Genomic DNA, 19,453 nt, shown 5'->3' on the forward strand with positions numbered 1-19,453 from the left:
TAAGCGCATCCCCGAGTGCATCCCTCTCATGAGCATTCACGTTGCAATCGTCGGTGCATATGGGAGCGCCGGCGTTGCCGTCGCGCAACGACTCGCCGAAAATTCGGATATCGAGCTCTCGCTCATTGACGACGGGGAGCCCGGTGGCGGGCTCTGTATTCTGAGGGGATGTATGCCGTCGAAAGAGGTTCTCTCGGCCGCAGAACATCGGTTCGCTGCCCGTCACGATGCACGTCTGGACGAACCAGCTCCCGGAGTTGATCTCGAACAGGTCGTCGAAACGAAGAACGAACACACGCAGAACTTCGCTGCCCACCGCCGAGCTGCCGTCGAACGACTGGCCGACCAGAACGGCGTTACACTCCACCGGGAGACAGCAACGTTCCGTGACGACCGAGTGCTAGACGTGGGTGGGGAAACGATCGAACCCGACTATATCGTGATTGCGACGGGGTCGAACGCCTTCATTCCCGAGCTCCCGGGTATCGACGGGGTACCCGTCCATACCAGCGCCGACGTGCTCGATGCAACCGAATTCGGTGATTCAGGGGTCGTCATGGGTTTCGGGTACATCGGAATGGAACTCGTGCCGTATCTCGCCGAGGCGGGCGGGATGGACCTCACGGTAATCGAACACGACGCTCGACCGCTGGACGAGGCCGATCCGCCGTTCGGTGACGCGTTACTCGAATACTACCGCGACGCATTCGATCTGACCGTCCTCACCGAAGCCAACGAGAAATACGTCGAGTCAACGAGCGACGATGGCGTCCGATTAGTCGTCGACGTGGACGGCGACGAACGGATCGTCGAGGCCGACCAGCTGTTCGCGTTCACCGGCCGAGAGCCGGCACTCGACGGGCTCAATCTAGAGAACACGCGGCTATCGCCCGAACCCGGTTGGGTTCGTGACACGATGCAGGCCCGCGACGACGATCGTGTGTTCGTCGTCGGCGACGTGAACGGGAAAGAACCGATCCTCCACGTCGCGAAAGAGCAGGGCTTCACAGCCGCTCGGAACATCCGCGCAGACATCGCCGGAGACGAACTCGAAGCGTACGAGAACACTCACCATCACGTCGTGTTCTCGGGACTCGGTGTCCTGCCCTACGCCCGTGTCGGACACTCCGCCGGATCGGCTCGCGGAGCCGGGATCGATCACATCGTCGTGACCCGCGAGGCATCCAGTGACGGCGTGTTCAAGACCAAGAACGCGGCTGACGGTCTCGGGAGACTCGTCGTCAATACTGACGGTACAGTAGTCGGATGGCAGGGTCTACACTACCACGCTGACGTGATGGCCAAAACGATGCAGGTCATCGTCGAAATGGGACTTGACGTCCGGGATCTCCCCAACAGAGCCTATCACCCGACGACGCCCGAGATTCTGGATGGACTATTCAGGGATGCTGCCGAGGAACTCGACGCGTGACGGGGTCGGTGTGTAACCTACCAACGCAATCACGTCAGTCTTGATGGGGCTGGGGGTCATCTATCCGAGCATGAACGACACAGAATCGGCGGCATACGTCTGTGAGGTTTGTGGTGAAACCTTCGAGTCTGAAGCAGAACTCGAAGACCACGTGCATGATCAAGGACTCGTCGATTGAGGTCCCCTACACGGTGACCGCTCTCCCCTCACCAAAGACGGTTCGGATGTGTTCATTGAACCGAATAGCTCCACTCAGATTACCGGATAGTATCCGGGTTTCCAGTCGCTCACCCTCTCACACACATGTTATCGAACGTTGATAGGTGTCGAGTACCACCTGTCCCTCATGTCCGAGACCAGATCAGCACTTGAAACGCAGCCGCCTGATTTCGAGTTGCCGAACGTGGGAGTGGGACCGGACCCGCTCTCGCTCGCGCAAATCGGTGAGCGTGCGGACTTTGCGATTCTGCTGCTATTGCGGGACTATCACTGTCCGAAGTGCAAGGCACAGGTAGAATCGGTCGCGAGACAGGCACAGTCGTTCGCCGAACTAAACGCAGTTGTCGTCCCGATCCTCCCGGAACCGCGCGATCGTGCCGCGGAGTGGCAGGAAGCGTTCGATCTCCCCTTTCCGTTGTTGGCAGACCCCCAGAAAGATGTCGCTGAAAAATACGACCAACCTACGCGGTTCGGGGCGCTCGGCCAACTCCACGACATGATCGGCCGGATGCCGGAAAGCATCATTCTGGACGTACGGGACGCGGAACCAGAGGTCGTCTACACGCACGAGGGGGAGACGCCAGGGGATCGGCCGGACGTCGAGACACTGCTGTCCGAAATTGATGCCGTACAGGAGTCGTTCGTCTTCGACTGCGACCTCGTGGACTGCTAAGGGAGGACAACCCGTCAGTCACCACCTGCCAACTTCGCGAACGAATCCCGGTGCCCTCACCTCGGGGTTAGTTGACCCTAAGTACACTCCAACCGCATTCTTGTCCGTCCGGAACTGGGCCGTCATTCTATGACACAATCACGACTGCACTTGAGTTCGCTCGAAAGCCCGCACAGAGGCCGTCTCGAATCGCTCCCACCGAGCGCAAAACTGGTCTTCCTGACCCTCGCGTACGAGGGAACTCTCACCCAGGGAGATCTCGCGTCGGAAACGATGCTTTCGCCCAGGACAGTCCGGTATGCCCTCAAGCAACTGGAAGAAGAAGGTCTCGTCACGTCTGATATCTATATCCCCGACGCGCGGAAGAACGTCTATCGGATTGCCCTCGACGAGTGAGCAGCTGGTGGCAATCACAAACCCCAGTTCACTACCGTCATCCGACAACCGCCAGTAAAACCGGATGCCCACCAAAACAGGTAACTTTCCACTATCTAGTTTCGAGCAGTAACCGTTATTTGACCGGAGCAACGATTCACCGTATGGGAGAACAGGGCGACACGATCGGTCAGCTCGAAGTTTGGTGTGCAGGCAAAGAGTGGTGTCCAGTAACTACGACCGCATCGTTGATCAGCAAAAAGTGGCACCCAGTCATCATCCACCGTCTATTAGAACACGGCCCGAGCGGGTTCAACGAACTCAAAGCCGACGTCGACGGTATCTCCAGTAAGGTGTTGTCCGATAGCCTCGAAGATCTCGAGGAGAACCAGCTCGTCAACCGAGAAATCATCAGTGAGAAACCGTTTCGGGTCAGGTATTCACTCACTGATCACGGCCGATCGCTCGAACCAGTCATCATGGAAATGCGGGATTGGGGCATGAAACACCTCAGCGAACCAGGGACGGATAACCCCACGTAACGAACGCAGGACACCCTGATGCGGTTACCCACACGTTAGCCCGTATTGATACGTCGTCCGAACTGAGTACCTGTATGCTTTCGACAGGGACGCAGGCACCGGACTTCACCCTCCCCGGAATCGAATCGTCACACGACGACGAAATCCATCTGTACGGCTTGTCCGAACGGCTATCAGAGACGCCGGTACTGTTGAATTTCTACCTCTTCGATTTCCATCCAGCCTGTACGGACAATCTATGCGATCTCCACGACCTGTCGTGGTTCACCGTCGATGACTCCGTCACCGTCTTCGGTGTCTCGACGGACCGGATCTTCAGTCATCGCGAGTTCGGCCAGCAACAACACCTCGACTTACCGCTGCTCTCCGATAGTGACGGCTCCGTCGCCGAATCGTACGACGTCCTCTACCAGGAATTCAACGACCACAAACGCATTGCGAAGCGAGCCGTGTTCGTGATCGACACCGACCAGGTGATAAAGTACGCCTGGAGCACGGACGAGCCCTCGGACCAACCGGACTGGGAACCGGTCCAGGAGGCCGTCAAAGCGATCGTCTAGCAAGCGTTCTGGCCCAGACAGCAGCCAGTTCATCCGTTGCGTTCGTCTCTGTAGTTCCCTCTGTGTAGCGCCCAATCGTAGGAATCGTACCGGACGCGTGGCCGTGCCTCGGCATCTATGACGTCGAACCGCTCGAGGAACTCGTAGATGCCACGGCGGCCACCGAAGTCCCCTCTGTAATAGAGGAACAACCGTGATACGATGATCTCATCTGCACTTGGATCGGTCTTCGAGGACTGCTGGAGAAACGACCGTGTACTCAGGTCGAGCTCCCGATCGATACCCGATCCCGAATAAGCGGCGATCGCCGGGCAGCTTTCCGCGCCGCAGTTGAGTGCGAAGTGGATTCTGGGGTCCACTGTGGGGAGACGATAGGCCCGTTCGAACTCACTCGGGAAGAGCCTGGGAATGTATCCGAGTCCGTACTTCCATTTCGACGACCGGAGGATTCCGTGTTCGATGTCGTCGAGACTCAACCGAGTGCCAGCGACCTCGAATCGCTCATCGCCGAAAAACGAACGTTTCGAATCGTAGAGTGACGGATCACGGTCGAGTTCGGACTGGACGAACGCGTTGTACAGGTTGATCCAGAACGCCTTGGCAGTGTCCTCGTTCCCAGTGAGTGTCGCCAGGTCGCGCTCTGGCGTGGTCGCTAATCTATTTCGGTAGTCGGTGCTATCCTCCCGTCGCTTGACGGCGGTGAGGAACTCCTGTGAGAGCGTGAGGAGTGTCGATTGCGAACTCATCCGTCGAATCAACGAGCGCGTAACGACAGTTGCCCCAGTCGATGATTCGTCCGAGTACCGTCTTTCACAGTAGGACGTATCGTGATAGAACCGTAAATCTGCGAGTGAGGGAAAGGTAACCCGGGTCGGTCTGTGGCTCTGTTGTCTCCGGTGAACAACCGGTAACTGACTTACCCGCTGGTTCGCGAACCCCTATCAAAGCAGGAACCGTATCCGGTATGATGACAGATACCAAATCAACAGCGACTGAAACGGATACACAGAGTGCAGGACACGTGGAGAGCGTCGCTGAGTTCGACGACTTGATTGCGACTGATGAACCGGTACTGGTCGACTTCTACGCAGACTGGTGTGGTCCCTGTCAGAGTATGAGTCCGGTTGTCGACGAACTCGCGGCGGAACGAGCGGAAACGGTCGTGAAAGTCGACATCGAATCGCTCCCACAGATCCCGACTCGGTACGGTGTCAGGTCCATCCCGACCTTCCTGGTGTTTGAGGACGGCGAAGTCGAGCACCAGGTTACGGGCGTCGTCGAGAAGCACGCACTCGCTGATCTGCTCGAGTGACGGCAGCAACTGGCTAGTCGCGCACGAACCGTCACGTGATCCGGTTTCCCCGAGGTAACTTTCACTTTTAGCACGTGACCTGCCCATGGCAGCGTATGGGAGAAGCCGATACGGAACTTGCGACGACGACAGCCCTCTGTCCGACGTGCCTCGACCGGGTGCCCGGTGCGTACGTCGCGAACGACGACGCCGTTTTTCTCACCCGGACCTGTCCGGACCACGGGACCACGGAACGAGAGGTCTGGGGCTCACGTGAGCACTGGGAGTGGGCCAGTCAGTTCGGCCCCGACACATCGGCGACCGCTAGCGACGACCTGACGGTTCGTGGCGATCACGCCTGTCTCGCAGTGATCGAGATAACAGAGGACTGCAACCTCTCGTGTTCTTACTGCTTCGCGAGTTCTGGCCCCGGCGGGAAGCAACTCGCATTCGAGGAAGTCGTCGACCGACTCGAAACGGTCAAAACGGCGGGCGGGGCGAGGCCAATCCAGTTCTCCGGGGGCGAACCGACCGTTCACGACGACCTGCCGGAACTCGTGCAGACCGCGAGTGAGATGGGATTCGAACACGTCGAAGTGAACACCAACGGCATCGCACTCGCTCACCGCGAGGGCTACGCTGAGCAGCTCGCCGATGCCGGCGTCACCGCCATCTACCTCCAGTTCGACGGCGTCACGAGCGAAACGTACGAGACAATCCGCGAGGTCGACCTCGTCGACGTGAAAGACGATGCGCTCGATGCCTGCCGACGCGCCGGCTTGCCGGTGATTCTGGTCCCGACCGTCGTCCCCGGGACGAACGACGACGAGATGGGCGACGTCGTCCGCTTCGCCCTCGACAATCTGGACGTGGTCCGATCGGTCAACTTCCAGCCGGTCGCCCACTTCGGACGGTACGCGACGAACGACGGCCGCTTCACGCTCGACGAAGCGGCCCGTCGGCTCGCAGCACAGATCGACGCCCTCGAACCGCGGGACCTGCTCCCGGTGCCGTGCTGTTCGTCGTACTGTCAACTCAGTACGGCAGTCATGCCGGACGGCGACGATGGAATCCTGCCGTTAACTGGCCTGCTCGACCTCGACAACTGGGACACCCTCTCTGGGCTCGTGGACGAAGCCGACTGGATGGAGCTATTAGCGGGCACCGACGTGGGTGCGGAAACCGTGGAAATCGCCAGTAGCTGCTGTGGGATCGACGTCCCGAGCGGAGGGGACGTCCTCCCGGTGACACTCACTGGATTCATGGACGCAGACGCTGCGGACGTCAACCGGCTGGACAACTGCTGTATCTCGGTGCCGACGCCGGAGGGGGACCTCGTGCCGTTCTGTGCGTACAATATGACAACAGAGGATGGGCGGTACGCACTCCGCAATCGGCACGGGTGGGGAGGCCGTGAGACCGTCGACGCCGGTGACGGCGGGGAGCCATTCGAGCCCGGCACGGCTGAACCGACACCCGAGGAAGGAGAATAAACCGTGCCTGGCCCGCTCGATGCGATACTCGCTGATCCGTGGCGTGCGTTCGACGCAGTGGTTGACGGCCCGCTCCATCCTGGCGGACACGCCGCTACCAGGGCCCTCCTTGACCGTGCAGGAGTCGATCAGGAAACGCGAGTACTGGACGTCGGATGTGGAGCGGGAGACGGGCTGGAACTCGCCCGCGACCGCGGTGCTCGGGCCATCGGACTGGATCGACAACCGACTGGACGAGACGCCGTCCGTGGGGACATGACGTCGCTCCCGTTTTGTGACGCGAGTTTCGACGTCGTGCTGGCCGAATGCGTGCTCTGTCTGTCGGGCGACCTCCGAAGAACGCTGAACGAGATCGACCGACTCCTCGAACCCGGGGGTCGGTTAGCTCTCTCGGACGTCACCGTACAGGGACCCACTCCGACTCTCCCGCCACCGATCGACGGGCTGCTCTGCCTCGACGGTCCCCGTGAGCCTGCACATCTCCGCGACCAGATCGGGGCTGCCGGTCTCGAAATCGTCGACGAACGGTCCCATCGGGAGGACCTGCTGGAGATGCGTGACCGGATCCGTGACGCACTCGACGGCGAACGAATCGCAACGCTGCTCGGTGACTCCGACCGGCTCCGAGACGGCGCTCGTGAACTCGAAGCTGCGGTCCAGTCGGGCCGTATCGGCTACGTCTCGATTGTGGCTACCAGTCGATCCTGAAGTCCCCGAACGGTCTCAATCGTCCGTACACTTCCGGGCGAGTGCCACGAAGATCGACCCCGCGTTGAACGTCTCGACGTCTACGGATCCGAACTCACGGCGGAGGGCAGACGAGAGGTCGACCTCAGGGACCCAGTTCGTCGCGGCTTCCGCCATCGGGACGACGAGTGAATTCGCGACCCGCCAGGGCCACTGCTCGAACGGTCGGGCGTCGAGCACAACGAGTCGACCGCCCGGTCGAAGCACCCGTTTCGCGGCGTCGATCGCCCGCTCAGGCTCCGGGACGGCGCTAACGGACATCGCCGCGTAGATGGCGTCGAACGAGGCCGGTTCCATTGGCGGACGACGTGCGTCCCCTCGAAGCACGTGAACGTTTTGCCAGCCGGCCTTCCTGACCCGATCTCGTGCAGACCGCACCATCCCCGCACTGACGTCGAGGCCGACCACGGTCCCGTCCGGACCGACGCCGTCACGAAGCGGCGGGAAGCCGTTTCCGTTCCCACACCCGATTTCGAGGATTCGCTCACCAGGTCGTGGCTCGAGCGTAGAGACGGCCCGGCGTCGAATTCGTGCCTCTCGGCCCATGAACGCGAACGCGTACAGCGCCCGCAACGCCACGGGGTGGTGACTCCACCAGTCGTAGACGTCACCGATCGGTCGACCCATCACTCACTCGTCGGACCCCACACCCGTCAGTTCGTCGAGTTCGCGGGCCTGGTGAATCGCCTCGATGACGTTCTCGGCTAGGTCGTCGAGGTCATTGGCATAGGTCTGCGTCGTTTCGGCCATCGAGTCGACGCTGCGTGATGTCTTGGTGGCACTCTCGGTGATCGCGTCGAGGTCACCGACGGTTTCCGTAATTGACTCCCCGGCACGCGACGTCCGGTCGTCGACGGTCGTGATTTCCTCGATAGTGGCCGCAGCCTCGTCCTGGACCTCCGTGACGATCGACTCGATGGTGCTCGCCTGGGCTTGGGCCTCCTCGGCGAGTTCCTTGACCTCGTCCGCCACGACAGCGAACCCCTCGCCGCCCTCGTCCACGCGTGCGGCTTCGATGGACGCGTTCAGGGCGAGAAGATTCGTCTGATCGGCGATCTCGTGGAGCATCTCCGTCACCTCGGTGATCTCGTCGACGGCGGCTTCGAGCTCCTCCAGCTGGGTGCGCGCCGAGGCCGCGGCGGCCTGCGCGTCAGCGACGTCTTCGTATGCCCCGTGCGCGGTGGCCTGGGCTGATTCAGCTAGCTCTGCGGTTTCCGAGGTCGCCTCGTTGGCCGTCGCGGCGTCACGAGAGAGCGAATCGAGCGCGCTACTCGACTCGCTCAGATCGGCGCCCACGATCGACAGGAGCTCGGCGTGGTCGGTCGCCAACTCACCGAGGTTCGTTCCGCCACTGTCTGCAGTACCGCCGGCGCCGCTGCCATCACCTGTCCGACCATCGACGTCGTGTGCGGTCACGCCATCACCGCCCGGATGGCCGACGGCTCGCGTCCGGTATCCCGGCGGTAGGCGGGTAACGCCCACCTCAGGTAGGCATTTACTGTCCGATCGGCGATATCAGGTGCGATGTCCGACGAACAGCACGCTTGTGATTGCGGGGCAACGTTCGACACGCTCGAGGAACTGAAAGAACACGCGAAGGAGAACCACCCCGACGCGTACGAGGAGAACTTCGGCGACTGACCGCGCCTGGCGGTCGAGGCTCGCGGTCGATCGCGTGCCGCGCCGACCGACGAGTCGGCGGATGCATCGGTGCCCGACATCTTCACACCGGCACGTCGTCGAAGGCGTACTCGACAACCTTGTTCAGCGTCGGATGGGCGTGGATCGTTCCAGTGATGTCGTCGACGTGGCCCGACCCGGCCCGCATCGCCACGACTACCTCGTGGATCATCGTCGAGGCCTCGTAACCGAGTGCATGGGTTCCGAGAATCTCACCGTCGGGAGCGGCGAGGACTTTCACGAAGCCGTGGTCGAGTTTCTTCGCCCGTCCCATCGGGGTCTCGGGCAAGTCGGCGCGACCGACGACGTACTCCCGATCGGCCTCCTGTAGTTCGGCCTCCGTCTGGCCGACGCCGGCCATCTGGGGTTCCGTGAAGATCGCGTGTGGCATCCCCGTGAAGTCGGTTGTCGCCGTCCCCTCGTGGACGACGTTCTCGATCGCGACCTCCGTCTCGTAATCGCCCGAGTGTTTGAACATCGCGTTGTCAGCGATGTCACCCTGCGCCCAGACGTTCTCAGCCGACGTCTCGAGCCGGTCGTTCGTGACGACGAACCCGTTGTCGTCGGTTTCGATCCCGCCAGCCGCGACGTCGAGCGTGTCCGTGTTCGGTCGACGTCCGAGTGCCACGAGCAGTTCGTCACCCGCGACGGACACTTCGTCTCCGGCTTCCGTCTCGGCGTATGCACGAACCATCTCGCCGTCTGACTCGACGGCCGTCACCCGGTGACCGGTATAGACGTCGTGGCGGTCACGGGCGATCTCGGTGAAGGTCTCGGCCAGGTCGGGATCCTCGCGGGGGACGAGCGTGTCCATCATCTCGACGATGGTCACGTCGGTGCCCAGCGACTCGAAGAAGTAGCCCAGTTCCACGGCGATGTAGCCGCCCCCGAGGATTACCAGCGAATCCGGCTGGTCGCGCAGGTACAACGCGTCCTGGCTCGTCAGGTAGTCGACGTCGTCTAACCCGTCGATGGGTGGGACGAGCGGGCGACTCCCGGCCGCGACGACCACCTTGTCTGCACTGACCTTCTCGCCACCGACTTCGACAGTGCGCTCGTCGACGAACTCGGCCATGTCGTCGTAAATTGTGAGTGCGTCTTTCTCCCGGTAGTTTGCTTCCATTCCCTCCGCCAGCGCTGACAGCGTCTCGTCCATGTCGTCGACGATTCCAGCAAAGTCGACGCCGTCGAGCGATGCGTCGAGGTGGAACCGCTCCGCCTGGCGGACGTGATTGGCGGCCCTTGCCGCCTGGATCAGCATCTTCGATGGATTGCAGCCGCGGTTGAGACAGGTTCCGCCGAGCGGACCCGGTTCGATCAGCGCAGTGTCGAGTCCGGCGTCAGCTCCCGCAGCGGCGACGTTGTTCCCGGTACCGCCACCGATGACGAGGAGGTCGTGGTAGGGCATCTACTCGCCCTCCACGTACACTGCAGTCTTCTCAGCCGGAGTGGTCTCGTCAGTGGTTTCGGTGCTGAGCCCATCGGTGGCTACATCGTGCTCTGCACCCCAGTTGACCATCTCGATGACGAGCGGTTCGAGCGAGTGACCGTCCTGTGTGAGTTCGTATTCGACCCGGACGGGTTGGTCGCTGAGGAGCGTCCGGTCGACGAGTCCCGTCGCTTCGAGGTCGTCGAGACTTTCCGAGAGCATCTTCGAGGAGATCCCGTCGACCGTCTCCTTGAGCGCGCTGAACCCCATCGGCCCGTCTTCGAGCAGGTAATAGACGATGATCGGCTGCCACTTCCTGCCGACGATCTCCTGCATCGACAGCAACGTTTCCTCGACGTCTGTGAATAGGGGCCCCGATGGCCCACGAGCATCGCCGGTCCGGTCGAATCCGCGTCCTGATTCGGTATCCATTGGTGTGGCCTCTACCCGATGGGACGACCGAAACCGTATTCAAGACATCTCGGACGGGTACTTCCGTCCCGTCTCTCCGTTAGATATTTATAGCGGTTTCGTGGGACGGAGGGTACGGGGCTACGACTCGCTCTCGAATCGTTCCCAGAATACGTCGTTGAGCCCTTCAGCATATTCCTCGTCGAGATACTCCTCTTTGGTCAGATTGGCTTCCTCGATGAGTGTTGCGGCTTCGCCGGCCCACACGTAGAAGCCGATCATCGTGTCTCGGTGCATCTCCGTGATGTCGATGGAGTGATAGACGTTGACGAAGCCGCCCCCTTCCCGATTCAGTTGGGACTTCTCTAGCAGTCCGATGTCGACGAGTTTGTTGAGGTACCGACGGACGGTCGATTCGTCGTAATCCAGATGCTCGGCCACGTCAGCAGGTGGCATGGGGCCTTCACCGATGACACAGAGGCAGATGTCGAGCCCCGGCTTCGGGAGCCCGAACGCATCGAGGAGGACATCTTTGACGTCAGGTGGTTCGATGTCGATATTGGCGTCCGTGACCCGCTCCATCGTCTGCCCGTGGCACGTCATCCCCCCATCGCAGTCCCGCAACGCCAGGACGACGTTCTCGCAGTCGTTGCATTGGTAGATCCCGTACTGGCGATCGAGTAGATTCGCTTCGCCGGATAGCTCGCCAGCCGGTGGGTCGTCGTGTGTCATGATCAGGAATCGGACAGCCGCGTGGCCCTTTCGAGTGGACGGTCGAAGGCAGGGAAGAAAAGTGTGGTGTCAGTCGAATTCACAGTCGTCCACGTTTCCATCGACTATCATGAAGCCGTCGTCGATGTCCAGTTCGAGCAGCTCCCTGGCGGTGACTGTGGGACGATAGCCGTCGTCGACCCTTGCGAGGAGTTTACACTCGAGGAGTTGGTCGAAGCATTCCTCGGCTTTCTTCCGATCGACGCCAAAGCGGGTAGCTGCGTCGGATGGCGTCAGCGGACGTTCTAGCTCGTCGTATCGAGTGACGACGAATTCGACGAGCTCTGATGGCGAGGGAGTCATTGCTTGGTGACGGGCCGCGTCCCGGCAATACACGTTCTATCGGACGGTTCGGTATAACCCCTTGTGTACCTCGTCCTCACCCTGTTACCTCGACCTCAGCCATGTTCAAAGGGGTGGTTCAGGTATCCTGTGACATGTATCGGCGATGGCGACTGACACGTGAGGATTGCGACCGTATCGGGGTCGTCTAGCGATGGCTTCCAAGTCACCGCGGATCGAACTCTTCTGTCGATCACTGGCACCCAGCACTGGCCGCGATTACCAGGAACGGACCCTCCGGCGGCTCCGATCGCTCGACGAGCGGGACCGAATCCGTGGATTCGAGGTCGTTCTCTGCGGCGATTGTGTGTGCCCGCGATCCGCGATGGCCGAGACAAATCCTGGTGCGCAACTCCTCGACCGGTACGAGTCCTTTCAGACGTGGGCCGACGAAAACGGCCGTGAACTCGTCGGATTCGAGCGACGAAACACCGAGTCACTGCTGACGGGAACGACCGTCACCGGAATCGTCTTTCCACGTGTCACGATGGCCGAGTACCGCGAGGGAGAGCTTACCTTCGTGGCACCCTCGAGTAACGGTAGCGAACAGATGAGCATCGCTGATCGCCTGGAAGAGTACGAGTGGGAGGATGTCGGTAGTCGATCAGACGAGGCCCAACGAGAGCCACGCGCCGAGGACGCCGCCGTAGATCAGGTGGAAGACGAAGAATAGGCCCATCGTTTTCGGTTCCGGCTCCATCGCCAGGACGATCCGCATCCACAGCACCATCCCGACGACGGTCAGGAGAATCCCGTAGACGAGTCCGAGCCCGACCGCTGTCGCGAGCGTAAGGCTGACGCCGAGGAATGGGACTGCGACAGCGAAGGCACCACCGGCACCGATACCGTATAGCATGTGCAGTGCCATTCCTTGTGGCATGTACTCTTCGGGGGGGCCGTCACCGACGTATTTCGACCACAGTGCCGCCGTCGGTGGCGGCGAGTCGTCGCCCAGTGCCATCATGAACACCGTCATGACTATTGTTGCGATCAGTCCGCCGACCAGTCCGCCGAGTATGGTTGGATCTGCCATGATTGAATTCCAGTTCGAGGTGTTACCAGGTATTCTGGTAACCTCTAGTAACCTACTGACTGTCAGCGGTAATAAGTGTCTGCTGAGTTAGGGGAAAGCCGGTTACTCCGAGGAAACCCGCCGGCTCTCGCGTTCGGCAACCACTGCTCAAGCGATGACGAACTCGGTCACGAGGATGAGCAGGCCGACGAACCCAAAGACGACCCCGAGACCGACCTCCATCAGGTCGCTGGGGACATACTTCCCGACGCGAGTTCCGACGGTCCCGCCGATCACTACCCCCGGAATCGACCAGGCGACAATGTACCAGACCGGCGTCGCCGTCAGGGCATGGACGAGCGCACCCGCACCCGCCGCGATGGCGAGGACGAACACGCTCGTCGCGACGGCCACCCGGGGCGGGATCCGACACCGGACGATCAGCTGCGTCGTGATAATCTCTGGCAGGCCGGCACTGATGAGCCCGGTGACGAACGCGCCGACGGTCGAGAGCGCAACACCTGGCGGCCGCCAGCAGGTATCGTAGGTGAACGTCTCTCCGTCAGCGGATTCGATAGTGGTCTTGCCGCGCCCCGAGTTCTTCTCCCGTAAAAACTCGCCCTCGCACTCGCCTGGGACGCACTCCTCGGGCGGATCGTAGTACACCAGAAACCCGCCGAGCGCGACAAGACCCACTCCGAAGATCCCCTTCAAGATCTGGGGATCGACGTAATGGGCGGCAAAGGCACCGACGACGACGGCTGGAACCGCGCCGGCTAGCAGCCACTTGGCGGTCTGGAAGTCGACGACCTGCTGTTTGACGTACGACCGAAGACCGTTGCCCATTCCGAACACTTCGGTCAACAACCCTGCACCGATCGCCTGTGAGGGCGTCAGTCCGACACCGAGCATGAAGAAGGGGCTGAAAAAGAGCGCGCCCGACACGCCCGACGCCAGCGCGACCGTCGAGAACACGATCGAGGCAGGGAAGACCCACCAGTGGGCCAGGAACGCATCCATCGGGAATCCACCCGGGACCGCCGATCCGCCACCCGTCGACCCGAGGGCCGTCCCCGCAGTGACGACCACTCCGACTGCAACCAACGCGGTCCCGAGCGAGCGCCTCATGCAAAGAGTTCGGCGACCGTCTCGTCTTCGGGCGTCCAGCCGACGAACTCTCCGCCCTCGAAGGGCAGGTCCACTGACGCCACGTAGTTACACAGGCCGACGTAGAAGTCGACCAGCAGGCCGACCGCGACGATCTCGGCGTCGCTGTACTGCGTCGTCAACGCCGCGTGGATCTGGTCGGTCACCTCGCCTTCAGCGACGGCCTGGGCGTACTGCAGGAGGACGAACTCCTCGTCGTCGAATCCGGAGAAGTCACCGCCGCCGATGGCGCGCATTTCGTCGGTGGAGACGCCCTTATCGCGGGCGATATCCACGTGCTGGTGCCATTCGTACCGGGCACCACGTGCCCAGGCGACGGTCAGGATCACGAGTTCCTTCTTCCGGGGCGTCAACTGATCGTACAGCGTGTTCAGGTATTCCAGCGTGGCTTCCAACACCTGTGGGTTGTGCGCCCAGGCCCGGAAGATGTGACGGTCGCCCAGATAGTCGTCCGTGAACAGGTAATGGTACTCCTCGGGGATCTCGTCCAGTTCGAGTAGGTCGACTCGCGTCACGCTCCAGGATTCTCCGAGGGTCATAAAAATCGTAGCTCACACCCGCGTAACCCAGTGAATACGGGCTCAGTAGGCCGTATCGGCGACATCCTTTTCGTGCGCCGGCCACTCCGTTCGTCTATGTCGACGACCATCACGACACCGACGGCTGACGAATCGTGTGCCTACTGTGGATCGGACATCTTCGACCACGATCCGGTGTGCGTCCGCGATTGCACCGACGACTGCGGCTCGCCCACCTATTTCTGTAACTACGCGTGCCTGTCGGCACACGTCGACGAGGAAGATCTCACGACGGGCGACGCCTGCAAGTGGTCGCCAGAGTGAACTCACCTTTCCGAGAGGGTGTCAAGCGGTGCCGCCGGGTTGAGCCGCCCTTGGACGGCTGAACACGACCTCAGGACTCAGACACGGTGATCTGGACACGGTCACCGTCCTGCAGGACGTACTCGTCCGGTGAGACCGAGTCCCCGTTGACTGCCACAGTGACGTCATATCCGTCGCTTTGGGCATACCTCTCGCCGTTGTACTCGACGGAATCCTCCGTCACGTTTATTCCTAGCGTCTCCATTCCGAAGCCCAGCGTCACACCTGTTGCATGCGCGTGCCACCGGCCGTCTCCCTCGAAATGAAACCGGTCGGCCTGGTGCTGATACTGTTCCTGCGAGAAATCCACCTCGTTGCCGAGGACAGACATCTCGATCGTGCCGTGATAGTGCGCGGATCCTACCTGCCCGATATCTGATGGCACACTCTCTCCCATGAAGAATGTCACAAAGACGACCAAGCCTACGGCGCCGACCAGCACCAGACCCAGTACGATTGGCCCGATTGGAAGCCCGCCCCCGTCATCAGCCCCCACCCGACGTCTGTCGATGGGGCCGAGTTCATCGCCGTGTTCGTCCGCTAGATGGGACAGGTAGTTCTCTTCGTCCTCGAAGTGCTCACCGCAGTACTCACAGTCAGTCATCGACAGTCCCTCGTCACGAACCGCCCCGATACAGCGCTCGCCCCCACCGTATCCCGGAACCGGTGGTATGGCTCGGTCGTCGTGAACTGACTGTTGGACCCCCTGTTGTGATTGTCCATAGCGAGTTCTGCTACGAGAGCGTATCGAGAAGACTGTCACTCGGATAGGTGACCGGGTTCAGTATGCGAGATAGATTTATATGTCTCGAGAGCACCACGACGGTCTAATTCCTTGGAAACAGTGTTGGCGACACCGGTTTCCGTCATATTAGCGAGAACACCGCTTGGACTCGCCGGCCCAGTCGTCGGGAGAAGGAAGCGAGGAGATGGTATGGTTACTGGGTCGGTGTTTGCGTCTGGGTTTCGGTCTCTTCGCCCTGGTCCATGACAATCTCACCGTTCTGGATGATCGCCTCGCCACGGTCGACTTGCGGCCCCTGCGGGAGATCGAACTGGAAGGACTCGGTCCGGGGTGGCGTCTGGCCGTTCATCTTCGCGATGACAGCTTGGGCGTACGCCCGTCGCGCCTCGTCGACGGACAGCTGGTCCGTCAGGAGTTCGTGGGCGAGGTTAATCGCGAGGAAGTTGGCCCACTCGGTGTGGCAACGAGCGGATAGCTCCCCGGTGGTTCGCTCGAACATCACGCTCCCGTCGTACTCGGTCAACTCGTCTGCTTTGTCCGTGGGAACCTGGTAGTCGATGAACTGCTCGAAGAAGTCGGGATGTGGGGTGGGGAAGTTGTGCTGGGTGGCGTTCTTGAATATCTCTATCCGCTTCCACGGGCCGGCGTCATACCAGATGAGCCGGCGCTCTGTGATTCCCGCTGGCACACCGTACTTGTCCATCGTATTCATCGTCTCCGTCCGTTGTTTTTCCTCCCAATCATCGATTATCTCCATCACTTCCTCTCGACTCCCGCCACCGTTCGCCTGTGTCGGTGTCGCAGTTCCATCGCCGTCTTGCTGTCGGGCAGCGGCCGTCGAACTCGAAAGCATGCCGGCTATCGTAATCCCTGCCGTCCCGAGAACCGTCCGACGGGATGGGGTGATGTGGTCGTCGGCCATGATGAATCGTCGACCTCTCGGTTGGACGAAGTAGGGGTCCCAAGCGAGTAAGAATGATGCTGGACAATGCAGGTACCCCACTCGGTTTCTGATTCTTGCTATGCTTCATCAACAGGGGAGACGGACTCCCCGAAGAGAATCCGGACACGACATCGTTTCGCCTCAGTGTAGACTCATTTCTCGAGCTACACAGTCTCTATTGACGTCGCTCCTGAATACCATCCCATGTGTCCGGACTCCCCGCAGTTACAACTCCCAGAAGACGCTATGTCGTACTGGGTCGATTCGACCGACCAGCCCTCGTATCCGGCTCTCCGGGAGACGATTTCGACGGACGTCGCTGTTATCGGCGCTGGTATCGCAGGCATTTCGACCGCACGCTTTCTGGCAGAGGAAGGCCACTCCGTGGCGTTACTGGACGCGAATCGGATCGCGAGACAGACGACCGGTCACACCACAGCGAAGGTCACTGTCGCGCACGGCCTCCGATACGACTACCTCGCGAGCGCGTTCGGAGAGCGGAAAGCGAGACTGTACGCGGACGCGAACCGAACGGCACTCGAGGAGATGGCGACCCGCGTCGATCGGGCCAACATCGACTGTCAGTTCACGAGAGCATCAGCCTACACGTACGTCCCGACCGAGCAGAAACGGCAGCAGGTCGAAACCGAGGTCGATGCGGCCCAGCGGCTGGGGTTGAACGCTTCCTTTGTCGAGGACGTGCCCGCACCGGTGGACGTCGCAGCTGCAATTCGGTACGAGAACCAGGCGCACTTCCATCCCCGAAAGTATCTGCTGGCGCTACTGGACAGTTTCGAGCGCGACGGCGGTCAGATATACGAGAACACCCGTATGACGGACGTCGAGACAGGGTCTCCGCATCGACTCGAAACAAAGGACGGGCGTGTGAACGCCGATGACGTCGTCGTGGCGACGCACTTTCCGTTCACTAAACGGCTCCTCTATACGATGCGGACGCTCCCAGGCCAGGAGTACATCCTCACCGTGGAAACAGACGGGGAACCCCCCGAGGATCTCTACTTCAGTGCCGGTGCGAAGAGCCACTCGTTCCGGCCGATTCCGACCGACGACGGAACGATGCTTCTGGTAGAAGGCCGTCGCCATCCGACCGGTCTCGGTGGCGACACGATGGACCTCCTCAGAGAGATCGAGCAGTTCGCGACCTCGCACTTCGAGGTCGAGGACATCACCTACCGCTGGTCCGCGCAGGATTACATGACGATGGACCGGGTCCCGTACATCGGTCCGATCTCGCCGTTTTCCGACAGCCTCTACGTCGTCACCGGGTTCGGCGGGTGGGGGATGACCCACGGGACCGTTGCTGGACTGCTCCTGACCGACCTCATCAGTGGCCGAGAGAACGAGTGGGAACAGCTTTACTCGCCCAACCGACTCCCCCCGCTTCGGTCGCTCAAACGACTGCCGAAAGCGGGCACCAACATGATGAAACAGCGCGTGTCCGGTCACCGGGGCCTCCTGGGCCGGGAGATGGAACGTGTCCCTGACCTCGATCCCGGCAGCGGAGCAGTCGTGTCCGTCGACGGCGAGCAACTCGGTGTGTACCGGACCGACGACGGGGAGTGGCGAGCGGTCTCGGGGACTTGCACGTATAGCGGGTGTACGTTGCAGTGGAACGAGGCCGGCGAAACGTGGGATTGTCCCTGTGACGGGTCACGATATACCATCGAGGGTCGGGTAATCGACGGTCCTGCCCAGGAGGATCTCCAGGAGCGAGCGATTTCGGTCAGGCATCGGGAGCTCGCATCGGCCTCGGGGACTGCAGATTGAGGCCCGCTCTCTTCGCGACCTCCCGCGGTCGCTTCCAACCTGGTAGTCACAGTTTCCCAAACGTTTCCGAGTGAAATTGACGTTACCGAGACCTGATAAGATACCCTCTCTATTGTTCCGGCACCAATGGACGATCTCACCGCGTTCCAGCGCGATGTCCTCTACGTCGTCGCTGGGCTGGACGAGCCACACGGGCTCGGAATCAAAGCCGAACTCGACGATTACTACGAGGGGGAGATCAACCACGGTCGACTGTACCCCAATCTCGACGAACTCACGGAGAAGGGATTGCTCGAGAAGGGGGCCCACGATCAGCGTACGAACTCGTATACGATCACCGACGACGGGCGGCAATCCATCCAGCGACGACGTCGGTGGGAATCGATGTACGTCTCACACAGCGACCGACCGAACACGTCGAGTCCCTGAGTACTCAAGTCCGTGTCCGTCCTCATCGCCACCTCGGGAGTTGGTGACAGTGTCGTACTGCAGTCGAGCCAGTACGGCTGGCCGGCTGTTTCGCTCGCCATTTCTAGCCTTTTGAGTGGTCTCCTGTGGGGAGGCTTCCACAGATTGATGCCGGATCGAATGCGGAGCGCGGGAATCCTCGGGATTTTCGTTCTCTTCGGGCAGACGCTGGACGGTGTGACCACGATCGTCGGTATCGATCTACTCGGGTTCACGGAGCAGGTCCCGCTCTCGCGGCTCGTCCTGGAGACTGCGAATCAGCTACCGACGGCTTCCGTACTCGGGACTGCGTGGGTTCAGTTGCTTCTCAAAATCGGCATCACAGCCCTCCTGATCTCCATCGTTCGGCCGAATGGTGACGGCCTGGACGGGTTCACAGCGCTGGCACTTGTCGGTGCGGGCATGGCCGGTCTGTGGCCGGGCATCAACAACCTCGTTCTCCAGGCAACGTTTTGAGAACAAGACATGGACGTCGATGTTCTCC

General features: G+C 61.0%; 26 protein-coding genes. 14 read left to right on the forward strand and 12 right to left on the reverse strand.

Translation table 11 applies throughout. The annotated features are described in order from the left end of the window. The first annotated feature begins 28 nt into the window (after positions 1-28). The 5 genes from ACOZ4N_RS00970 (at position 29) to ACOZ4N_RS00990 (ending at position 3,801) form a co-directional block, all read left to right on the forward strand. A complete protein-coding gene (locus ACOZ4N_RS00970) occupies positions 29-1,432 on the forward strand; it encodes a dihydrolipoyl dehydrogenase family protein (RefSeq protein WP_424016335.1) in 1,404 nt (467 codons plus the stop codon). Positions 1,433-1,778: 346 nt separating this feature from the next. Beyond that, positions 1,779-2,324 (forward strand): peroxiredoxin family protein, encoded by a 546-nt coding sequence (locus ACOZ4N_RS00975; protein WP_424016336.1) that lies wholly within the window; start codon positions 1,779-1,781, stop codon positions 2,322-2,324. Between the two features lie 129 nt (positions 2,325-2,453). After that, on the forward strand, positions 2,454-2,720 hold the full coding sequence (locus ACOZ4N_RS00980) for a winged helix-turn-helix domain-containing protein (RefSeq protein ID WP_424016337.1): 267 nt from the start codon (positions 2,454-2,456) through the stop codon (positions 2,718-2,720). A 143-nt stretch (positions 2,721-2,863) separates the two neighbouring features. After that, a complete protein-coding gene (locus ACOZ4N_RS00985) occupies positions 2,864-3,241 on the forward strand; it encodes a winged helix-turn-helix transcriptional regulator (RefSeq protein WP_424016338.1) in 378 nt (125 codons plus the stop codon). A 74-nt stretch (positions 3,242-3,315) separates the two neighbouring features. Next, positions 3,316-3,801 carry a redoxin domain-containing protein gene (locus ACOZ4N_RS00990; RefSeq protein ID WP_424016339.1) on the forward strand — a complete coding sequence of 162 codons (486 nt, stop codon included), beginning with the start codon at positions 3,316-3,318 and terminating at the stop codon, positions 3,799-3,801. Between the two features lie 29 nt (positions 3,802-3,830). Here the strand turns inward: ACOZ4N_RS00990 and ACOZ4N_RS00995 are convergent, their stop codons facing one another. Continuing rightward, complete coding sequence (locus ACOZ4N_RS00995; protein WP_424016340.1) at positions 3,831-4,547, reverse strand: DUF547 domain-containing protein; 717 nt, start codon at positions 4,545-4,547, stop codon at positions 3,831-3,833. Between the two features lie 221 nt (positions 4,548-4,768). Here ACOZ4N_RS00995 and trxA point away from each other — a divergent pair, with 221 nt between their 5' ends. From trxA to ACOZ4N_RS01015, 4 genes are all read left to right on the forward strand, one after another. Then, positions 4,769-5,113 (forward strand): thioredoxin, encoded by a 345-nt coding sequence (trxA, locus tag ACOZ4N_RS01000; RefSeq protein ID WP_424016341.1) that lies wholly within the window; start codon positions 4,769-4,771, stop codon positions 5,111-5,113. A gap of 95 nt (positions 5,114-5,208) precedes the next feature. Then, positions 5,209-6,585 (forward strand): radical SAM protein, encoded by a 1,377-nt coding sequence (locus ACOZ4N_RS01005; protein WP_424016342.1) that lies wholly within the window; start codon positions 5,209-5,211, stop codon positions 6,583-6,585. A 19-nt stretch (positions 6,586-6,604) separates the two neighbouring features. Continuing rightward, on the forward strand, positions 6,605-6,844 hold the full coding sequence (locus ACOZ4N_RS01010) for a hypothetical protein (RefSeq protein WP_424016384.1): 240 nt from the start codon (positions 6,605-6,607) through the stop codon (positions 6,842-6,844). After that, on the forward strand, positions 6,730-7,293 hold the full coding sequence (locus ACOZ4N_RS01015) for a class I SAM-dependent methyltransferase (RefSeq protein ID WP_424016380.1): 564 nt from the start codon (positions 6,730-6,732) through the stop codon (positions 7,291-7,293). The genes ACOZ4N_RS01010 and ACOZ4N_RS01015 overlap by 115 nt, the downstream gene beginning before the upstream one ends. Positions 7,294-7,308: 15 nt before the next feature. Here the strand turns inward: ACOZ4N_RS01015 and ACOZ4N_RS01020 are convergent, their stop codons facing one another. From ACOZ4N_RS01020 to ACOZ4N_RS01045, 6 genes are all read right to left on the reverse strand, one after another. Beyond that, the gene (locus ACOZ4N_RS01020; protein ID WP_424016343.1) at positions 7,309-7,959 is read right to left on the reverse strand and encodes a class I SAM-dependent methyltransferase; all 651 of its coding nucleotides are present in this window, start codon (positions 7,957-7,959) and stop codon (positions 7,309-7,311) included. Positions 7,960-7,962: 3 nt separating this feature from the next. Then, positions 7,963-8,748, reverse strand: a complete 786-nt coding sequence (locus ACOZ4N_RS01025) for a methyl-accepting chemotaxis protein (RefSeq protein WP_424016344.1) — start codon at positions 8,746-8,748, stop codon at positions 7,963-7,965. Positions 8,749-9,055: 307 nt separating this feature from the next. Next, a complete protein-coding gene (locus ACOZ4N_RS01030) occupies positions 9,056-10,420 on the reverse strand; it encodes a dihydrolipoyl dehydrogenase (protein ID WP_424016345.1) in 1,365 nt (454 codons plus the stop codon). Further along, positions 10,421-10,873: a winged helix-turn-helix transcriptional regulator gene (locus ACOZ4N_RS01035; protein ID WP_424016346.1), complete on the reverse strand. Its 453-nt coding sequence runs from the start codon at positions 10,871-10,873 to the stop codon at positions 10,421-10,423. A gap of 120 nt (positions 10,874-10,993) precedes the next feature. Continuing rightward, positions 10,994-11,584 carry a helix-turn-helix domain-containing protein gene (locus tag ACOZ4N_RS01040; protein WP_424016347.1) on the reverse strand — a complete coding sequence of 197 codons (591 nt, stop codon included), beginning with the start codon at positions 11,582-11,584 and terminating at the stop codon, positions 10,994-10,996. A 69-nt stretch (positions 11,585-11,653) separates the two neighbouring features. Further along, positions 11,654-11,926 carry a hypothetical protein gene (locus ACOZ4N_RS01045; protein ID WP_424016348.1) on the reverse strand — a complete coding sequence of 91 codons (273 nt, stop codon included), beginning with the start codon at positions 11,924-11,926 and terminating at the stop codon, positions 11,654-11,656. Between the two features lie 193 nt (positions 11,927-12,119). Here ACOZ4N_RS01045 and ACOZ4N_RS01050 point away from each other — a divergent pair, with 193 nt between their 5' ends. Further along, the gene (locus ACOZ4N_RS01050) at positions 12,120-12,638 is read left to right on the forward strand and encodes an HTH domain-containing protein (protein ID WP_424016349.1); all 519 of its coding nucleotides are present in this window, start codon (positions 12,120-12,122) and stop codon (positions 12,636-12,638) included. Here the strand turns inward: ACOZ4N_RS01050 and ACOZ4N_RS01055 are convergent. The 3 genes from ACOZ4N_RS01055 to ACOZ4N_RS01065 form a co-directional block, all read right to left on the reverse strand. Continuing rightward, on the reverse strand, positions 12,570-12,998 hold the full coding sequence (locus ACOZ4N_RS01055) for a hypothetical protein (protein WP_424016350.1): 429 nt from the start codon (positions 12,996-12,998) through the stop codon (positions 12,570-12,572). The two genes, ACOZ4N_RS01050 and ACOZ4N_RS01055, sit on opposite strands and share 69 nt — an antisense overlap. 147 nt (positions 12,999-13,145) lie before the next feature. Then, on the reverse strand, positions 13,146-14,105 hold the full coding sequence (locus tag ACOZ4N_RS01060) for a sulfite exporter TauE/SafE family protein (protein WP_424016351.1): 960 nt from the start codon (positions 14,103-14,105) through the stop codon (positions 13,146-13,148). After that, entirely contained in the window at positions 14,102-14,659 is a 558-nt protein-coding gene (locus ACOZ4N_RS01065) for a carboxymuconolactone decarboxylase family protein (protein WP_424016352.1), read from the reverse strand. The genes ACOZ4N_RS01060 and ACOZ4N_RS01065 overlap by 4 nt, the downstream gene beginning before the upstream one ends. Before the next feature lie 120 nt (positions 14,660-14,779). Between ACOZ4N_RS01065 and ACOZ4N_RS01070 the strand changes: the two genes are divergently transcribed. Then, entirely contained in the window at positions 14,780-14,986 is a 207-nt protein-coding gene (locus tag ACOZ4N_RS01070) for a hypothetical protein (RefSeq protein ID WP_424016353.1), read from the forward strand. Positions 14,987-15,056: 70 nt separating this feature from the next. Here the strand turns inward: ACOZ4N_RS01070 and ACOZ4N_RS01075 are convergent, their stop codons facing one another. Continuing rightward, a complete protein-coding gene (locus ACOZ4N_RS01075) occupies positions 15,057-15,629 on the reverse strand; it encodes a hypothetical protein (protein WP_424016354.1) in 573 nt (190 codons plus the stop codon). A gap of 334 nt (positions 15,630-15,963) precedes the next feature. Next, positions 15,964-16,692, reverse strand: coding sequence for a hypothetical protein (locus ACOZ4N_RS01080; RefSeq protein WP_424016355.1), 729 nt, complete (start codon positions 16,690-16,692; stop codon positions 15,964-15,966). 267 nt (positions 16,693-16,959) lie between these two features. Between ACOZ4N_RS01080 and ACOZ4N_RS01085 the strand changes: the two genes are divergently transcribed. The 3 genes from ACOZ4N_RS01085 (at position 16,960) to ACOZ4N_RS01095 (ending at position 19,425) form a co-directional block, all read left to right on the forward strand. Then, positions 16,960-18,501 carry an FAD-dependent oxidoreductase gene (locus tag ACOZ4N_RS01085; protein ID WP_424016356.1) on the forward strand — a complete coding sequence of 514 codons (1,542 nt, stop codon included), beginning with the start codon at positions 16,960-16,962 and terminating at the stop codon, positions 18,499-18,501. A gap of 126 nt (positions 18,502-18,627) precedes the next feature. Then, on the forward strand, positions 18,628-18,930 hold the full coding sequence (locus ACOZ4N_RS01090; protein WP_424016357.1) for a PadR family transcriptional regulator: 303 nt from the start codon (positions 18,628-18,630) through the stop codon (positions 18,928-18,930). Positions 18,931-18,942: 12 nt separating this feature from the next. Beyond that, positions 18,943-19,425: a DUF63 family protein gene (locus ACOZ4N_RS01095; protein WP_424016358.1), complete on the forward strand. Its 483-nt coding sequence runs from the start codon at positions 18,943-18,945 to the stop codon at positions 19,423-19,425. Positions 19,426-19,453 lie beyond the last annotated feature (28 nt).

Source organism: Halorientalis pallida, from assembly GCF_049605515.1.
In the GTDB taxonomy this organism is placed as follows: domain Archaea; phylum Halobacteriota; class Halobacteria; order Halobacteriales; family Haloarculaceae; genus Halorientalis; species Halorientalis pallida_A.

What these genes read in the sequence shown, in the direction of transcription:
- ACOZ4N_RS00970 (WP_424016335.1), top strand. Translation starts at nt 29, where the DNA reads ATGAGCATTCACGTTGCAATCGTCGGTGCATATGGGAGCGCCGGCGTT.
- ACOZ4N_RS00975 (WP_424016336.1), top strand. Translation starts at nt 1,779, where the DNA reads ATGTCCGAGACCAGATCAGCACTTGAAACGCAGCCGCCTGATTTCGAG.
- ACOZ4N_RS00980 (WP_424016337.1), top strand. Translation starts at nt 2,454, where the DNA reads ATGACACAATCACGACTGCACTTGAGTTCGCTCGAAAGCCCGCACAGA.
- ACOZ4N_RS00985 (WP_424016338.1), top strand. Translation starts at nt 2,864, where the DNA reads ATGGGAGAACAGGGCGACACGATCGGTCAGCTCGAAGTTTGGTGTGCA.
- ACOZ4N_RS00990 (WP_424016339.1), top strand. Translation starts at nt 3,316, where the DNA reads ATGCTTTCGACAGGGACGCAGGCACCGGACTTCACCCTCCCCGGAATC.
- ACOZ4N_RS00995 (WP_424016340.1), bottom strand. Translation starts at nt 4,547, where the DNA reads ATGAGTTCGCAATCGACACTCCTCACGCTCTCACAGGAGTTCCTCACC.
- trxA (WP_424016341.1), top strand. Translation starts at nt 4,769, where the DNA reads ATGACAGATACCAAATCAACAGCGACTGAAACGGATACACAGAGTGCA.
- ACOZ4N_RS01005 (WP_424016342.1), top strand. Translation starts at nt 5,209, where the DNA reads ATGGGAGAAGCCGATACGGAACTTGCGACGACGACAGCCCTCTGTCCG.
- ACOZ4N_RS01010 (WP_424016384.1), top strand. Translation starts at nt 6,605, where the DNA reads ATGCGATACTCGCTGATCCGTGGCGTGCGTTCGACGCAGTGGTTGACG.
- ACOZ4N_RS01020 (WP_424016343.1), bottom strand. Translation starts at nt 7,959, where the DNA reads ATGGGTCGACCGATCGGTGACGTCTACGACTGGTGGAGTCACCACCCC.
- ACOZ4N_RS01030 (WP_424016345.1), bottom strand. Translation starts at nt 10,420, where the DNA reads ATGCCCTACCACGACCTCCTCGTCATCGGTGGCGGTACCGGGAACAAC.
- ACOZ4N_RS01035 (WP_424016346.1), bottom strand. Translation starts at nt 10,873, where the DNA reads ATGGATACCGAATCAGGACGCGGATTCGACCGGACCGGCGATGCTCGT.
- ACOZ4N_RS01040 (WP_424016347.1), bottom strand. Translation starts at nt 11,584, where the DNA reads ATGACACACGACGACCCACCGGCTGGCGAGCTATCCGGCGAAGCGAAT.
- ACOZ4N_RS01045 (WP_424016348.1), bottom strand. Translation starts at nt 11,926, where the DNA reads ATGACTCCCTCGCCATCAGAGCTCGTCGAATTCGTCGTCACTCGATAC.
- ACOZ4N_RS01050 (WP_424016349.1), top strand. Translation starts at nt 12,120, where the DNA reads ATGGCTTCCAAGTCACCGCGGATCGAACTCTTCTGTCGATCACTGGCA.
- ACOZ4N_RS01055 (WP_424016350.1), bottom strand. Translation starts at nt 12,998, where the DNA reads ATGGCAGATCCAACCATACTCGGCGGACTGGTCGGCGGACTGATCGCA.
- ACOZ4N_RS01060 (WP_424016351.1), bottom strand. Translation starts at nt 14,105, where the DNA reads ATGAGGCGCTCGCTCGGGACCGCGTTGGTTGCAGTCGGAGTGGTCGTC.
- ACOZ4N_RS01070 (WP_424016353.1), top strand. Translation starts at nt 14,780, where the DNA reads ATGTCGACGACCATCACGACACCGACGGCTGACGAATCGTGTGCCTAC.
- ACOZ4N_RS01075 (WP_424016354.1), bottom strand. Translation starts at nt 15,629, where the DNA reads ATGACTGACTGTGAGTACTGCGGTGAGCACTTCGAGGACGAAGAGAAC.
- ACOZ4N_RS01080 (WP_424016355.1), bottom strand. Translation starts at nt 16,692, where the DNA reads ATGGCCGACGACCACATCACCCCATCCCGTCGGACGGTTCTCGGGACG.
- ACOZ4N_RS01085 (WP_424016356.1), top strand. Translation starts at nt 16,960, where the DNA reads ATGTCGTACTGGGTCGATTCGACCGACCAGCCCTCGTATCCGGCTCTC.
- ACOZ4N_RS01090 (WP_424016357.1), top strand. Translation starts at nt 18,628, where the DNA reads ATGGACGATCTCACCGCGTTCCAGCGCGATGTCCTCTACGTCGTCGCT.